The following is a 17265-nucleotide window of genomic DNA, read 5'->3' on the forward strand; positions in this document are numbered from 1 at the left end:
AACTATGCTGTCTCCCTATTCTTTGAATACATCTTGTATACCAATACCGCAAGAATACATACCAACACAAGTAGTACTATCTCTAACACTAAACTAGAAACATATCCTGCCAAAAGTACTGTCACAAAATCCAATCCTGCATGAAGAACAATTGCTAAAAACAATAGCTTCACCTTTTTATCTTTCACTGACCTATAAACTATGTAAGAAAGGCAGATATGTAAGGTAATAGCAACAACTCTCTCCACTCCTGCCAGGTAGAAATCCAGCGAGCCTGTAGTCCATAGCAATGAAATTTGGTTCATCGTTTGCTCTTTTGTATCTACATCGATGGATGATAACATTGGCTCAAAGGTTCCCGTGTTAATCATTATTGAAGTTATCAGATTTGATATAGAGGTTAACCCAACAATGATAATTGCCTCTATTCCACCATGGCCTATACCATACATTATTGCATTCCGCTTATTTAGTCCCTTCCGTTTAAATAGGTTCATTGAAGTAAAACGGCCTACCTCTTCAAAAACACCTGCTGCAATTCCACCATAAACCGCCTTCAGCAAAAGATTTTCTGTTAATGCCTCTCCAAAATGCCTAACCATAACAAAATGAAGACATTGCTCTAGAACCAGTGCGAAGACTATAAATGTAACCGCTCCAATTCCAAACCAACGCATATCAGCCTTTAGTTTGAGAAATGCGTAGACCATGAGTACCATTGGAAGACCCACAGCAACCAAAAATGCAAAGCACATTCCTACAATTGATAACACAGGTACTGTTCCCATAAAACAGCCTCCTTAAATAAAATTTTTAAAGACTTGGCCTTGTCTATGCCTAGAATATAAACCTTCCACAGGGGGGAAGGTCAACACTTTTTCAAAAATAATCAAATAATCTACAAATATTTAAAAGTATAGCATAACGTATATAAGTAAGTATACAAAAAGCTCCAATGCATTAACTGCAATTGGAGCTTAAATCCTAATTTAATTATAGGAACTTCTTAGCAAATGCCTCTGCCTCAGCAAGCTGCTTATCATTTGGCTTGTTTCTTACATAGCATGTTTCATCCTCAACCTGAATTTCCTTTTCCCTGAGTGCCTTTTTAATCAAGTCAATAGAATGCTTTGAAAGCCAAGAAGTAGAAAATACTACTGCCTTCTTTACTTTCTTACCATCGATTCCTGCTAAATAGTTATTCATTTCCTTATCAAGACCATAGGCATAAAGTGCACCACCTATGAATAACACATCGATGTCCTCTGTAATCTTTGCGCTATCATCATCTACAGAAATTGGAATAACACCTGCTCCCTTTGCAATTGCCTCTGCAAGAAGCTTTGTATTTCCTGACTTTGAATAATATCGTACTGCGACCATAATTACCTCCATTAATTTAATGATTCGTTTGTATTTGTAGCGCTATTTAATCGTGCGCAATTTATATTCATAATATATACCTGACCTTCTAAGAAGTCAAACAATTTTTCCATCACTAATAATTTTGTATTAGAACATCAAAACTGTATCCAAATTTTTATTAGGCGTACATCATTAAAATCTAATAATCATTCATCAATGAATTAACAAGGCTCTCAAACACCAGAACGGCCACAGTTCCCACTGGAAAGGTTTGACACCTAACTGAATTAACAAGGCTCTCAAACCCGGTCTGCTTCAGAATCGGATAATCGGAGTTTGACACCTAACTGAATTAACAAGGCTCTCAAACGTGTCCACATGCTGTCTCGTAGTTGAACTCGTTTGACACCTAACTGAATTAACAAGGCTCTCAAACGGAACATTGGCGTGAGTTCATGGGCGAAAAGTTTGGCACCTAACTGAATTAACAAGGCTCTCAAACTGAAGTCGATAATGCAGCAGAAGGATGGCTGTTTGGCACCTAACTGAATTAACAAGGCTCTCAAACCAAAATTGATTGAGCACAATCTATGGTATGTTTGGCACCTAACTGAATTAACAAGGCTCTCAAACGAGTTGCGTTAGCTGAATCGCTCCACTTTGGTTTGGCACCTAACTGAATTAACAAGGCTCTCAAACCATCACGCCTGTAGCTGTCTTTATCTTTAGTTTGGCACCTAACTGAATTAACAAGGCTCTCAAACGAAGGCAAATGTCTTACCATTGAAAAAAAGTTTGGCACCTAACTGAATTAACAAGGCTCTCAAACCTCAAATTACAATTTTGGTTCTCACCGAGCCACACATACTTGCGATATGTTGTTAATTCATTCTATGATTCAATTATGCATAAATCGTCGTCTAACACAACCTTTTTTTCTTCATCTAGCTTAGCAGTATCCTTACTTTCGAGTATTACTAAATAAGCTTTGCTATACATTGCCTCTTTATATAGTTGTTTCATTTCATTATCATCTAAATATGTTTTTATATTGACTAGTACATATACTTTTTTCTTCAATACTTGACTAGATGTTTTTATGTAATTAATTATTCTTTCAGTTAATGAAGTATATTCTTCATCAAATTTCACATCATACAGCTTAAATAATCCTTCAATATCTCCGCTAAGCTCGCTTACCAAAGGGTATGGAACATTCTGCAAAACAGTGTCTATTAAATTAAAAATTCTAGAATTAACTTCTGAATAGGCATCGCAATACTTTTGCTCTAAAACATCATGAAGCTCCTTGTAAACGGCATTAAGAATCTTTCTATCATTACATGAAATTGAAAATGGATTGACAATAACTTCAACCCTCTTTGAAATACAGTGTTCCTCATCATTATCTGATAAAATCCAAGCGCCATCATCTCCCTTGGCTTCAGAATAGAAATCATACACCATAGATTTAAATGCATTTCTATTTTCACACACAATATTCAATACTGTATTTTCTGTCAACTGAAACTCAACTCCAAACTCCTTATTGACTAATCTCATAATATAATAAGCCTTTCATCGGAATTAATAACATCTGTCTTCCTATCCCCTACTATATATTCCATATTATTGTATTGCTTTTCAGTCACTTTCAAGGCTTGAACCAAACCTTCAGGTGGTTTATTTTTTTTGACATTTTCAATGACAGCATCGCCAACCGTACTATTCGAGACCAGCTTGCAATAAACTGATTCTTGTACCATCATAAATCCAGATTTAATCAAAAATTTTCTAAACTCTCTATATGCTTTTCTGTTGGCATTTGTCAATACAGGTAAATCAAAAAAGACTATTACTCTCATAAATCTATAATTCATACTGATAAAATTTTATTAACGAAACATCTTCGTCATTTAAAGCGTCAAAAATACTCTTTGTATATATTTTAATAGCGTTTGTTAGATACTCATTTCGCCCTGCAATCATTACTTCCGCCTGAAGTAACCGTAACATCTCAACTTTCTCATCATGTTCAAATTTATCTGGTAATAATACTTTTACAGCCCTATCAACTATTGGTCTAAATGGCTCCATAAGATCCGACCCTAAATTAAATTGATTAAACATATTGTCATGAAAAAGCCCTAACTGTGTAATATATCCATTCGCTACAATCTCTCTGTTAAAAGTCGATAAAATCAATCCGTAACCATAATTCAATGCTGCATTTATACTATTTTCAGCAGTTCGCGTAAAATCCATCCCAAATAAAGCATTAAAATATACTTTAGCTGCGTGCCCTTCTCTGTTCGTTGAATCTCCAAATTTTAGTTCATTGTTATACTTATATAACATCTCTGCCTCTTTTAATCCATATTCTTGGAGATGCTCTGCTTGCTTTTTAATCTTGTCAGAAATAATCTCTGTCCAAACAGAAGCTTTAACATCATTATTCCACGCAATCTGTTTCCTAACTTTAGCACTAGTATCATGGGATCCATAATAAGATATTAACTCTGATGAAGGATTCCTTTTTTCATCACAAAATATAATCTTTACTTTTTTCTTAGTCAGTTCACTCAATAGGGCTGCTGTAATTGCAACTGCTGTGTTTTCAATCATTAACAACCCTATCTCGTCTATATGAACTTTAACCGTTTCAGAACCTCTAACAACTAAATATCCCATTTGATAATCTAGTTTTGCACTACTAGATATTAATACTGTTCTCCAACTCATACTCTCAATAAATCTCTTTTGGTTTCGTATATCCCTGTAATAGACTGGTTTACTAAAACTATTGAATCTATATTACTTATATTTTTATTGATGCGTAAATAACCAAACTTATCAGCTTCGCCAATGACCTTTAATGATGAAAATTGTGCTCCAATACTTGTAAGTTGAATCAAATTTATTAATACATCACTTTGAATGTTTTTATCACTATTAATAAACTTTTCGTACAAGTTATCAAGCTTGTCAATTATACATACTGGCCTCTTATTGAATATGGTATGTTTATGCTTTTCAAGTATCTCAATAAATAAACTAATATTCTGGTTGCAAGTTACTTTCTGGTTATCCTTCTGTTCATTATGCATTTTTTCAAGGTTATGAATGTAATTATTCCATTCATTATTGAGAATAAATGACATTTCATTCTTTAGTAATAATCTATTATCACCTCGACCAGAAATACGGCATCTATATCCATTGATTTCAACCAATGATTGTAATGGTATTCTTTTTACACAGATTCTAGGATTTTTTAAGCCCAAATTATTAATACAGTAGTTAAGCAATCCTTCTTCCGTTCTCTCTATTCTACTCTTTAAATAGATTGGAACTGTTTCTATTGTTCTAATTCTTCGTTTTTTATCATCATGCTCCACTAAAAAGAAATAGGCTGTAGAAACGCTATTATATCCACCATACTTTGTAATATCACGTAATTTATCATCACTTTCTTTTAGTGGTATATATCCATCTTCTTTTGCTTTTTTTGCTGGATATAATGTCTCATTTGCTATTCCCCCTTTAGCTTCATAAACCCACCTTGTTATAAGTGGTGTATTCTTACTCATAACAGTCTTGACCGTATTTATTGTTGGATTTTTCTCACCGTTTTTTGCGGCAATCCATGCTTTATATCCATTTCTCTCAACGTCTTTCTCATACATTTTACCCAAATTATAGCCATACCTGTTTTCATCCTTTGATAACTCATTTTTTATAAAATTCAACGGATTCTGAGTAAATTTGGTAAAGTAAACATTTCCTACAACAATATTTAAATAGGCATCTTTTGCGTGATGAAAATCATTTATCAATCTAGACTTAAGAAAATCATTATCACGCCTAAAATCTGATACATTACTAGCCTTTGCATATACAACAGTAGTATTCTCAGAAAATAGATGCTTAATTAAATCAGCAACGCCTTTTGTTCCTTGGCTAGTTTCCACCAACTGTCTAGCAATGAACCCAGCTTTCTGCTCATCTGTAAACGGATTCCTACCTGTCAATCTTCTATATTTCTCATCATTAATTAATCCCTTAATATGAAGCATACGCCACAGTGAATACACTGCTTCAGGCATTTTTTCTAATGGATAGTTGTCACTCTTTCTTGCGTTTTTTGATTTATTGACTAGAACAAGATTGTTATTAATATTATCATCCTTAACATAATGTCTTGGATAGATATGATCTATATCATACTTATTTGAATCAAATAAGTCTTCTAAATCAATTGGCTCCCCAGTGTACATGCATCGTCCCATCTGAGTGTAATATAAATATAACTTTTTGCTTTTTAAACTTCCATCTTCATCTGCTTTTTTTATTTGCCCAGACCAATCCCTACTTTCATCCTTAATATTCTTATATAATTCAAGCAATTGTTTGCCACGTGAAGTTGTACGCTTTCCCTTTTCTCCATCGCGTCTAGTCATCTCGATAAATACTCTCGTAGGTTCAACTCCCATTTCTTTAGTAATAGTACGCAATAACACAATCGTCTGCCAAACCATTCGCTTTACTGGCGCAGAAAAATAGTATTCATCTAAATCTTCGTTCTTAAACTCTGTCAAACTTTTTAATAATCTTATTTGTTTTTCCTGTAAAGACTCCTTATATGAGAAAACTTCACTGTTAATTAATTCCATAAAATTACAGTTAGTATCCCACATAGACTGAATTAATGATTTTGATTCTCCAGTTTCTTTATCACATCCGGGTAGTTCAAGCATCTCTCTCGATACTCTACCCCAATCCTTGAATTTATAACCTAAAATTCTTTTTATCTTCTTTTCATCTAGCAAATTACCATATTCTTTTTTTAGCCATAACTGCAAATCACTTTTTGATTCTCCAAAAACTGTAGAATAATAAATAATCCTTTCTACTACATTCTTTATTGAATCTTTTTCAATATCATCTCCAAAAATTGCGTAAAATTTTCCATAAGAAGACAGACTACTGTTGATATTAATATCTACACCAGTCAACTGAGTTTCATTCTCTAGTAATCCTCTATTTGCTAAATATTTTGCTAGTTTTCCTTTAGTTAATTTTTTTCCCTTTTTAAATTCATCATTGTAAATATCCTGTTTTAACTGAACAGATATTTTTTTACCATCAATTCGTAAATTATTTATTTCATTAAGAACGCAATATTTTTCGTATAGAAGAGAATTCTTTGGAAGAACCTTTTCACCAGACAAATATGTACAATTACGAACAAGTCTATCTATAAACTGTACCCTAGTAGCTTCAACATCAATCTTTTCTTCAATATTCCATGGTAAAACTTGTCCCTCATCTTTCCTTATTACCCATCCTGTTTTACTTTTCTCTGAAGTTGGGCCAATATAATATGGCATTTGAAAAGAAAACAATCTTAATATCTTTTCACTCACTGAAAGACCTGTCTCATCGTTTTCTTTCAAAAATGATAATTTCTGTTCTGCATTCTTTAGAATTTTCTCCATTTCAAGCCTATGTAATTGATTAGGTATAACTCCATTATCAGATGTAATTTGTTTAGGGAGAAATGTCTCATTTTCTATCTCTTTAAGCACATATTCAACATCTTTGCTAGATAGATTTTTCAAGTCATTTCGGATAGTCTTATATAATTCCTCACGACTTCTACCTTTTCCAACTAATGATCTACGAATTAATCCATCCCCACCTTTTATTCCACTATTAGTAGAATTGACATATGCGCTATAATTTCCAGGTTGAATTTCTCTAAACATAGCATCATACTTTTCAGTTGGTAGTTCTTCTTTATATATTTTCTTTAGTAACGACAAGTCAGCTTTATGCTTATTATATGCCTCAACTCTAGCCAACGATAAAAAAGAATGCCCATGTAAAGTACTTGATAATATACCAGTATCATAAATCTTTTTCATTAAAGCTATTAGTTCATATTTATCATCTCCAATAGCATCTATAATTTCAGTCTCTTTTTTAGAATAATTAGAATCTGAAAAATTAATTTCTACCTTTTCTATTTCATCTAGTTCAAAAATTTTACTAGCATCAATCTTTAAACCACAGATACCACGAACAATCAATTGCTCCTTTTTATTGGCCCTAGAAAGACCCAATTGTTCACTTATCTGTGAGGCTTTTTCACTTCTGGAGATTCCTCTATTTCCAAGAATAGATTCAATTTTCTCAGCTCCATCAACTGGAAAAATAACATTCTCTAATGTATCCTCCATTTTTTCAACAAGAGCCGCGTAAGTCGACTCGATTGCTACTATTCCATCTTTGCCAATCTCGCCCCCTAAAAAATGTCCTCTATGTTTGAACATATTTAAAAGTGCCAAATATACGAAGCGTGCATACCGCTTATCATCTTCAATCGAATCTTCCAACAGTGCTTTTCTCAAGTGGAATATTGTAGGATACTGTGAGAAATATTCTTTATCACTGTAATCCTCATCATTAAATACCCCGTTAACGGATTCCAATAATAAATCTTTATCTTCTTTCCAATACTTACTATTCTCTAATCGCATAAAGAATTGACTATCTTCTTTCTCAATAGCATCATGAAAGAAGCTCTGCAGCATTCCAATTCTGACCTTTTCACGCTGCCTACGTCTTCTGCTAGTTCTATTATGTCTCCTATCCTCAGATGTTTGAGCTTCGTCAAATTCTCTTACGCCCCAATAGTCTTTACCTTTAATTCTTATTAAATTGTACTTATCATCAGTAACTGCCCATCCTATAGAACTGGTTCCTAAATCAAGTCCAACATAATAATTTCTTTTGTTCATTATCTATCCTCCGCTTAAATATTGACTATATATACGCATAAATGATATTATCAATATGAATTAACAAGGCGAGTGCAAATAAGGTTTATCCGGAATCGTCTTTTTTAAGAACCGCATGGTGCGGGTATTTGAAGCCATTGTTATGGCTTCTTTTATTTTTAGTATAATCGAATTCTAATTAAACTCAAATATTTCTTTTTGTCGGTTTCATTATATAGCCTCTAATACATTATGGGAAAATTAATAGTTGAATACATATTTCTATGATGTTATATTATATATAAAGAAAGCACCCACTCCAAAGTGGATGCTACCGAGAATGATTGAATTAGCTCATAAAGAGCCGCCTCTCCCGTTTGCAGACAGGAGAGGCATTTTTATTTGCGCTTATTATTTCTCTTGTCGAGAAAAGTCAGCAACGCAAGGAGAGAATTACAAACTGCAAAAGGCAATGCCAGAATACCTAGCACTATCATAATGATTTCATAATCGCTCACAGGCGCCACCTCCCTTCCGTTAGTGACATCCAAATGGACCACCATATAGGCTCGGGAGACTACCACCCTGTCGTGGGTACTTCTATTAAAACTTGCGGATGAACCGCATGAATAATCTAGCACAAATGTTCTATATTTTCAATCAAACATCCACATTTAACAAGTTCTTTTCTAGATACATTTTACTTCGCATAAATCAAAAATCCTGTCAGGTTTCACCCCAACAGGATTTTATAAATTCTATTTAGATTTTTGCTACATCTACAAGTGTATATTCTGTAGTTGCGCTTTCAAGTGATGTAGCGAGCGCTACTGCAGTATCGATAGCTGTGATACAGTTCACACCTGTCTCGATTGAATTTCTGCGGATAAGGAATCCGTCTCTGGTCTTATCTCCATGTCCCTGAGTAGGTGTATCAATTACAAGGTCAATCTTGTGTCCAAGGATAAGATCCATTACATTTGGAGATTCCTGTGAAATCTTGTTGACCTGAAGCGCATCTACACCGCCATCCTGCAGATATTTAGCAGTAGAACGTGTAGCGTAAATCTTGTAGCCAAGCTTCTCAAATCTCTTTGCGACCTCAAGTGCCTCTGGCTTGTCAGCATCCTTTACAGTGATAATCATCTGCTTGTGCTTTGGAAGTACCACACCTGCGCCAAGGAATGCCTTGTAAAGAGCTTCCTCAAATGTCTTTGCGATACCGAGACACTCACCTGTAGATTTCATCTCAGGTCCAAGGCTAATCTCAGCTCCGCGAAGCTTTTCAAATGAGAACACAGGCATCTTGATTGCAATGTAATCTGCCTCTGGCTGAAGTCCTGGCTTGTATCCCATATCTGTAATCTTGTGACCAAGAATAGCCTTTGCTGCAAGGTCAACGATTGGAATACCTGTAACCTTGCTGATGTATGGAACGGTACGAGAGCTTCGAGGGTTAACCTCAATTACATAAACCTCTCCATCCATGGCAATGAACTGGATGTTAATCATACCAAGTACGTGAAGGGCTTTAGCAAGTCGCTCTGTATAATCTACAATCTTGTCCTTGATATCCTGTGTGATAGTGTGAGCTGGATATACTGAAATACTATCACCTGAGTGGATACCTGTACGCTCGATGTGCTCCATGATACCAGGGATAAGGATGTTCTCTCCATCGCAGATGGCATCTACTTCGATTTCCTTGCCCTGTAAATATTTATCTACAAGGATTGGATGATCCTGAGCAATCTGGTTGATGATATCCATGAATTTTTCGATTTCTTCATCGTTAAAGGCAATCTGCATACCCTGACCACCAAGTACGTAAGAAGGTCTTACAAGTACTGGATAGCCCAGGCGATTTGCAACTTCCTTTGCCTCCTCGGCTGTAAATACTGTACCGCCGGCAGCACGTGGAATCTGTGTCTGTTCAAGGATTGCATCAAAAAGCTCTCTATCTTCTGCTGCATCTACATCCTCTGCCTTTGTTCCAAGGATAGGCACACCAATCTTCATCAAATGCTCTGTAAGCTTGATGGCTGTCTGACCACCGAACTGTACGATAGCTCCATCTGGCTTTTCAAGATTAACGATTGACTCTACATCCTCATTTGTAAGAGGCTCAAAGTAAAGCTTGTCTGCAATATCAAAGTCTGTAGAAACAGTTTCTGGGTTGTTATTTACAATAACTGTCTCCCAGCCTTCCTTGGCAAATGCCCAAGTAGCATGAACTGAACAGTAGTCGAACTCAACACCCTGTCCGATTCTGATAGGACCAGAACCAAGTACTAGTACTTTCTTTCTATCCTTTGTCTCTACCGCTTCGTTTTCGCTGCCGTATACGCTGTAGTAGTAAGGTGTCATAGCATCAAACTCTGCTGCACATGTATCAACCATCTTGTAAGCAGCAACAATGCCATTGTCGTAACGCATCTTTCTAACTTCATCCTCAGTCATCTTGCCATTGAGCTTTGCGATAACACTATCTGGGAATTCGATGCGCTTTGCTTCCTTGAGAAGCTCTACTGTAAGTTCTTCCTGCTGAAGTCTAAGCTCCATCTCAACAAGAATCTTAATCTTATCGATAAACCACATATCAATCTTTGTGATATTGTGGATTGTTTCGTATGACGCGCCGCGTCTTAACGCTTCAGCGATGCAGTAGATTCTTCTGTCGTCAACAACCTTAAGAGCTTCCTCAAGCTCAGCATCTGTCATGTCGCAGAAATCGTAGCTTAAAAGTGAATCTACATGCTGCTCAAGTGAGCGGATAGCCTTCATAAGGGCTCCCTCAAAGTTGTTGCAGATAGACATTACCTCACCAGTAGCCTTCATCTGAGTGGTAAGCTTTCTGGTAGCAGTGATGAATTTATCAAATGGAAGACGTGGAATCTTTACTACGCAGTAATCAAGCATTGGCTCGAATGATGCGAAGGTCTTTTTTGTGATAGCATTTGGAATTTCATCAAGTGTATATCCAAGTGCGATTTTAGCAGCAACCTTTGCAATAGGATAACCTGTAGCCTTTGATGCAAGCGCTGATGAACGAGATACTCGTGGGTTTACCTCGATTACACAGTACTCAAAGCTCTCTGGATGAAGTGCGTACTGTACGTTACATCCACCTGTAATACCCAGCTCATCGATGATGCGAAGAGCAGATGTACGAAGCATCTGGTATTCCTTGTCACCAAGTGTCTGAGATGGCGCTACTACGATTGAGTCACCTGTATGTACACCAACAGGGTCGATATTTTCCATGTTACATACGGTGATGCAGTTGCCGTTAGCGTCACGCATTACCTCGTACTCGATTTCCTTCCAGCCTGCGATACATCTTTCTACAAGTACCTCATGTACACGTGAAAGACGAAGACCATTTGTAAGGATTTCTACTAATTCTGTCTGGTTGTGAGCGATACCACCGCCTGAACCACCAAGTGTATAGGCTGGGCGAAGTACTACCGGATATCCGATAGTGTTTGTAAATCTGATACCATCCTCAACTGTATTTACTACAAGAGAAGCTGCAACAGGCTCACCAAGCTTTTCCATGGTGTCCTTAAAAGCCTGTCTGTCCTCAGCTCTGAAAATTGTCTCTGCTGTGGTACCGATAAGCTTTACCCCCTGCTCCTCTAAGAATCCTGACTCTGCAAGCTCCATACCAAGGTTAAGTCCAGCCTGTCCACCAAGTGTTGGCAACAGTGAATCTGGCTTTTCTTTTATGATAATCTGCTTTAATACATCCACTGTAAGAGGCTCAATGTAAACCTGATCAGCGATTTCTTTGTCTGTCATGATGGTAGCTGGGTTTGAGTTTACAAGACAAACTTCCATGCCCTCTTCCTTAAGTGAACGGCAAGCCTGTGTTCCGGCATAATCAAACTCTGCTGCCTGTCCAATGACGATAGGTCCAGAGCCAATCACCATTACTTTCTTAATGTCACTTCTCTTTGGCATTACTGCTGCCCTCCCATCATCTTAATAAATCTATCAAACAAATATCCGCTGTCCTGTGGTCCTGGGCATGCCTCAGGATGGAACTGAACAGTGAAAATGTTCTTTCCTGTATATTTAAGTCCTTCATTTGTACCATCGTTTACATTTACAAATGCAGGTGTAGCGATTATCTCATCAAGTCCATCAGTATCAACTACGTAACCATGGTTCTGAGATGAAATGTAAACCTTGCCAGTCTCCAAATCCTTTACAGGATGGTTTCCACCTCTGTGACCGTATTTCAGCTTGTGTGTATCAAGACCATTTGCAAGAGCCATAAGCTGATGACCAAGGCAGATTGCAAAAATAGGTACGTCGCTGTCGTATAATTTTTTCACTTCATCTATGATAGGTCCGCAATCCTTTGGATCACCAGGTCCGTTTGAAAGCATAATTCCGTCTGGCTCTGCGGCAAGGATTTCTTTTGCAGATGTGTGTGCTGGATAAATTGTCACCTCACATCCTCTATCATTTAATGACTTTGCAATGTTTCGTTTTGCACCAAAATCAAGAAGGGCTACCTTTTTACCCTTTCCAGATAAAACTGATTTTTCATGACATGTAACCTTTGAAACAACATCACCAGTTCTATAAGCTTCAAGCTTTGGCTTTATCTCCTCAAAATTGAAGTGCTCATTTGTGGTAATCATTCCATTCATGGTTCCTCTATCACGAAGAATCTTTGTAAGAGCACGTGTATCAATACCTGAAATACCTGTAATGTTGTGTTTTACAAGGAAATCCTGGATTGTACCCTTACAACGGAAATTTGATGGAATACGGCTGAGTTCTCTTACAATAAATCCATCAGGCCATGGTCTGCCACTTTCCATATCATCAGTGATACCGTAGTTACCGATAAGTGGATACGTCATACATACAGCCTGTCCCGCATAAGAAGGATCTGTAAGAACTTCTAAGTAACCAGTCATTGAAGTGTTAAAAACTATCTCACTGATGACTTCTCTTGTGGAGCCGATGCTTGTTCCTTCGAAAACTGTACCGTCCTCTAAAATTAAAAATGCTTTCATCTTACCTCTTTCTACCCTTTTATTTTTGCTCGCTTCTGCCTGTAGTCTTTGAAGTGTCCCATCTGCTATTTCTAACTATTCCAATATCGTTTTCACTATATTCATTAGAATAGTAAGAAATAGCAAATGGCACACAGCCCATGTTTTCGAGCAGAAGCTATTTATTAACATCAGAAATCAGAACGATTCTACGTTTTACAAAACTCCAAGGTGGAATTTCACCTTGGAGTTTTAGTTTTATCTGAAGTAATCTACGCCTGATTCGAAGAGCTTCATGTCCTGGTCGCCGTAGATGTTGATTGCTACGCCTTTGCCGATACGCTCTGCGTGGCACATCTTACCAAATACACGTCCATCAGGGCTTGTGATACCCTCGATAGCACAGTAGCTGCCGTTGATGTTCCACTCTTCATCCATTGTAGGATTGCCATTTTCGTCAACATACTGAGTTGCTACCTGACCATTCTCAAAGAGCTTTTTAATCCACTCTTCTGAGGCAACAAAACGTCCCTCACCGTGAGAAGCTGGAGCACAATATGTCTCACCAAGTGTAGCACCTGCAAGCCATGGTGACTTGTTGCTTACTACCTTTGTATAGGCAATCTTTGAAATGTGACGTCCGATTGTGTTGTATGTAAGTGTTGGAGAATCCTCTTTCTGAGTATGGATTTCTCCGTATGGTACTAAGCCAAGCTTGATGAGTGCCTGGAAACCATTACAAATACCAAGCATCAATCCATCGCGATTGTTTAAGAGTCCATGGATTGCTTCCTTCATTTTTTCATTTCTGAATGCAGTAGCAAAGAACTTTGCAGAACCCTCTGGCTCATCACCTGCTGAGAAACCACCTGGGAACATAACAATCTGAGACTGAGCAATGGCGCGTGAGAATTCATCAACTGATTCTCTGATATCCTCTGCACTCTGATTCTTGAATACCTTTACATTTGTGATTGCACCAGCCTTTTCGAAAGCTCTTGCTGAATCGTACTCACAGTTTGTACCTGGGAATACTGGAATGAATACTCTAGGCTTTGCAATCTTGTTCTTGCAGATGTAGAAATTCTTTTCCTCATATACACCTGTGTCCACAAGTGAAGTATCCTCATGGCTCCGAGTCTTAAATACTTTTTCAAGAGTGCCTGTCCATGCTGCGATAGCCTCATCCACAGAAATCTTTACATCTCTATATGTGAATGTAGCATCGTCTGTAACTTCACCGACTACATAGCCACAATCCATGAGACCAACCTTTGAAAGCTCATTCTCGATAGCAGATACTGCATCCTCTGAAACCTCAAGAACTAGATCACCAACAGAGAATCCAAATAATGTCATAGATGAGAAATCATCATAAATCTTAACACCAAGCTTGTTACCGAATGCCATCTTAGAAACAGCAGGTACAAGACCGTTTGCTCCAAGGGCATAAGCTGCTTTAATGTTGTCCATTTCAACCATCTGACGGACAACTGCATAAATCATTTTAGCCTGGTCGTAGTTTGGCTGATCATAATTATCTCTAAGAACTCTGAGAATAAACAGCTTGTCTCCTGCCTGCTTAAGCTCTGGAGTAACAATATCCCCCTGCTTTGCCACATCTACAGCAAAGGAAACAAGTGTAGGTGGAACATCGATTTCATTGAAGGTTCCTGACATTGAGTCCTTACCACCGATAGATGGAAGCTCAAACTGCATCTGAGCTCTATACGCTCCAAGAAGTGCTGCAAAAGGCTGGCTCCATCTCTTTGGATCTTCGCTCATTCTGCGGAAGTATTCCTGGAATGTAAATCTAATTTTCTTAAAGTCACCACCTGATGCTACGATTCTGGCAACAGACTCAAGTACCGCGTACTGTGCACCATGGTAAGGTGACCATGAGCTAAGGTATGGATTGAAACCATAAGCCATCATAGTAACAGCATCAGTGTTTCCATCTGCAACAGGAACCTTTGCTACCATTGACTGTGTCTCAGTAAGCTGATATTTACCACCGAAAGGCATCAAAGTAGATCCAGCTCCGATAGAACCGTCAAACATCTCCACAAGCCCCTTCTGAGAACACTCATTTAAGTCTGCAAGAGAATCAAGCCATGCTGCCTTAAAGTCGTCTGCCTCAACATCCTTTGCAACCTTTTCAATACCAATTTTGTCGATGTATTTGTCATTGTTGTCAGGAAGCTCTACGTAAACGTCTGTCTCCTGATGTGCACCGTTTGTATCAAGGAATGCACGAGAAAGATTTACGATTTCCTTTCCTCTCCAGTTAAGAACAAGACGTGGCTCTTCAGTAACTACAGCAACCTCAATAGCCTCTAAGTTTTCCTCAGCTGCATACTGAAGGAATTTGTTTACATCTGAAGGAGCAACTACTACTGCCATACGCTCCTGTGACTCTGAAATAGCAAGCTCTGTTCCATCAAGTCCTGCGTATTTCTTTGGAACCTTGTCCAAATCAACTACAAGTCCTGGAGCTAATTCACCGATAGCAACAGAAACACCGCCGGCACCAAAGTCGTTACACTTTTTGATTATGTATGAAACCTCTTCTCTTCTGAAAAGACGCTGAATCTTTCTTTCTGTAGGTGGGTTACCCTTTTGAACCTCAGCACCACAAACTGCTGTGGATTCTGTATTGTGAGCCTTTGATGAACCTGTAGCACCACCGATACCATCACGACCTGTACGTCCACCAAGAAGGATGATTTTATCGCCTGGATCAGAGTTAAGTCTCTGAACAGCACGTCTTGGAGCAGCACCCATAACCGCACCAATTTCCATACGCTTTGCTACGTAATCTGGATGATAGATTTCTTTAACGTAGCCTGTAGCAAGACCAATCTGGTTACCATATGAGCTGTAGCCATGAGCTGCTTCACGAACCAGCTTTTTCTGTGGAAGTTTGCCTTCGATTGTATCCTTTACAGATACTGTAGGATCTGCTGCACCTGTAACACGCATAGCCTGGTATACATAAGTACGTCCTGAAAGTGGATCACGGATTGCACCGCCAAGACATGTAGCAGCACCACCAAATGGCTCTATTTCTGTTGGGTGATTGTGTGTTTCGTTTTTGAAGTTGATAAGCCACTCTTCTTCTGTTCCATCTACATTGATAGGAACAACAATTGAGCATGCATTAATTTCATCTGACTCTTCCTGATCTGCAAGTTTGCCATCAGCCTTAAGACGCTTCATCGCAAGAAGTGCAAGGTCCATCAAGCATACGAATTTGTCATCACGATCCTTGTAAAGGATTTTGAAATTATCAAGGTAGTCATTGAAGGTATCCTGAATAGGTGCCTTATAAAAGCCATCTTCGATAGTTACATTTTTAAGTTCTGTAGAGAATGTGGTGTGACGGCAATGATCTGACCAATAAGTATCAAGAACTCTGATTTCTGTAACAGTAGGATCTCTGTGCTCTTCCCCAGCAAAATATTTCTGGATGTGGAGAAAATCCTTAAAGGTCATTGCTAAATTTAAAGAATCATATAAAGTGCGTAAATCATTTTCAGCCATAGAAGTGAAACCGTCAAAAGTATTGACGTCGGCTGGTTCATCGAAATTATTAGATAGAGACTCTGGCTTATCAAGTGAAGTCTCTCTAGAATCAACAGGGTTGATACAATGCTTTTTGATAGCATCGAATTCGTCGTCAGTAATGCTACCCTCAATAACATAAGTAGTAGCTGAATGAATAGTAGGCTCTTCGTTTTCATTTAAGAGCTTAAGACACTGCTCCGCAGAGTCAGCACGCTGGTCAAACTGACCTGGTAAAAATTCAACAGAAAAGACACGACCACTGTAATCAAATGTCTCTTCATAAACATTATCAACAGGAGGCTCAGAAAAAACTGTCTTCACCGCTTTCTTAAAAACGTCGTCAGAAACATCTTGAACGTCATACCGTATCAAGACTCTAACTCCTGTAACATCCTTGATGCCTAAGTAGCTTCCTATTTCAGAAAACAGTGACTTGGCAGATACTGCAAATTCAGGCTTTTTTTCAACGTAAATTCTTCTTACTTTGCCCACTTTACACCTCCGTATTATTTACTTTAAATCTGTGAGACAAGACCCCT

Annotated in this window: 9 protein-coding genes and 1 CRISPR repeat array; all 9 genes read right to left on the reverse strand. The window is 37.8% G+C overall.

Translation table 11 applies throughout. The annotated features are described in order from the left end of the window. Positions 1 to 2: 2 nt before the first annotated feature. Entirely contained in the window at positions 3 to 788 is a 786-nt protein-coding gene (locus BLV53_RS02420) for a YhfC family intramembrane metalloprotease (RefSeq protein ID WP_090296566.1), read from the reverse strand. A gap of 205 nt (positions 789 to 993) precedes the next feature. After that, a complete protein-coding gene (locus BLV53_RS02425) occupies positions 994 to 1383 on the reverse strand; it encodes a flavodoxin family protein (RefSeq protein WP_170830728.1) in 390 nt (129 codons plus the stop codon). Positions 1384 to 1634: 251 nt separating this feature from the next. After that, positions 1635 to 2194: a CRISPR direct-repeat array (repeat unit 36 nt; unit sequence GTTTGGCACCTAACTGAATTAACAAGGCTCTCAAAC). 62 nt (positions 2195 to 2256) lie between these two features. Further along, a complete protein-coding gene (gene csn2 / locus BLV53_RS02430) occupies positions 2257 to 2928 on the reverse strand; it encodes a type II-A CRISPR-associated protein Csn2 (RefSeq protein ID WP_090296570.1) in 672 nt (223 codons plus the stop codon). Continuing rightward, positions 2925 to 3230 (reverse strand): CRISPR-associated endonuclease Cas2, encoded by a 306-nt coding sequence (gene cas2, locus BLV53_RS02435; protein WP_090296753.1) that lies wholly within the window; start codon positions 3228 to 3230, stop codon positions 2925 to 2927. The genes csn2 and cas2 overlap by 4 nt, the downstream gene beginning before the upstream one ends. 4 nt (positions 3231 to 3234) lie before the next feature. Next, a complete protein-coding gene (gene cas1, locus BLV53_RS02440) occupies positions 3235 to 4107 on the reverse strand; it encodes a type II CRISPR-associated endonuclease Cas1 (protein ID WP_090296573.1) in 873 nt (290 codons plus the stop codon). Further along, on the reverse strand, positions 4104 to 8168 hold the full coding sequence (cas9, locus tag BLV53_RS02445; RefSeq protein ID WP_090296575.1) for a type II CRISPR RNA-guided endonuclease Cas9: 4065 nt from the start codon (positions 8166 to 8168) through the stop codon (positions 4104 to 4106). Before cas9 ends, cas1 begins: the two co-directional genes overlap by 4 nt. 741 nt (positions 8169 to 8909) lie before the next feature. Beyond that, positions 8910 to 12110 (reverse strand): carbamoyl-phosphate synthase large subunit, encoded by a 3201-nt coding sequence (gene carB, locus BLV53_RS02455; RefSeq protein ID WP_090296581.1) that lies wholly within the window; start codon positions 12108 to 12110, stop codon positions 8910 to 8912. After that, on the reverse strand, positions 12110 to 13180 hold the full coding sequence (locus BLV53_RS02460) for a carbamoyl phosphate synthase small subunit (RefSeq protein WP_090296583.1): 1071 nt from the start codon (positions 13178 to 13180) through the stop codon (positions 12110 to 12112). The genes carB and BLV53_RS02460 overlap by 1 nt, the downstream gene beginning before the upstream one ends. Before the next feature lie 237 nt (positions 13181 to 13417). Then, positions 13418 to 17218, reverse strand: a complete 3801-nt coding sequence (locus tag BLV53_RS02465; RefSeq protein WP_090296586.1) for a phosphoribosylformylglycinamidine synthase — start codon at positions 17216 to 17218, stop codon at positions 13418 to 13420. Positions 17219 to 17265: the final 47 nt, after the last annotated feature.

Origin of the sequence: Pseudobutyrivibrio sp. ACV-2 (genome assembly GCF_900107545.1) — a bacterium.
Lineage (GTDB): Bacteria > Bacillota > Clostridia > Lachnospirales > Lachnospiraceae > Pseudobutyrivibrio.

Excerpts from the sequence above, each read along its gene's own strand:
- BLV53_RS02420 (WP_090296566.1), bottom strand. The coding sequence starts at position 788 with ATGGGAACAGTACCTGTGTTATCAATTGTAGGAATGTGCTTTGCATTT.
- BLV53_RS02425 (WP_170830728.1), bottom strand. The coding sequence starts at position 1,383 with ATGGTCGCAGTACGATATTATTCAAAGTCAGGAAATACAAAGCTTCTT.
- csn2 (WP_090296570.1), bottom strand. The coding sequence starts at position 2,928 with ATGAGATTAGTCAATAAGGAGTTTGGAGTTGAGTTTCAGTTGACAGAA.
- cas2 (WP_090296753.1), bottom strand. The coding sequence starts at position 3,230 with ATGAGAGTAATAGTCTTTTTTGATTTACCTGTATTGACAAATGCCAAC.
- cas1 (WP_090296573.1), bottom strand. The coding sequence starts at position 4,107 with ATGAGTTGGAGAACAGTATTAATATCTAGTAGTGCAAAACTAGATTAT.
- cas9 (WP_090296575.1), bottom strand. The coding sequence starts at position 8,168 with ATGAACAAAAGAAATTATTATGTTGGACTTGATTTAGGAACCAGTTCT.
- carB (WP_090296581.1), bottom strand. The coding sequence starts at position 12,110 with ATGCCAAAGAGAAGTGACATTAAGAAAGTAATGGTGATTGGCTCTGGA.
- BLV53_RS02460 (WP_090296583.1), bottom strand. The coding sequence starts at position 13,180 with ATGAAAGCATTTTTAATTTTAGAGGACGGTACAGTTTTCGAAGGAACA.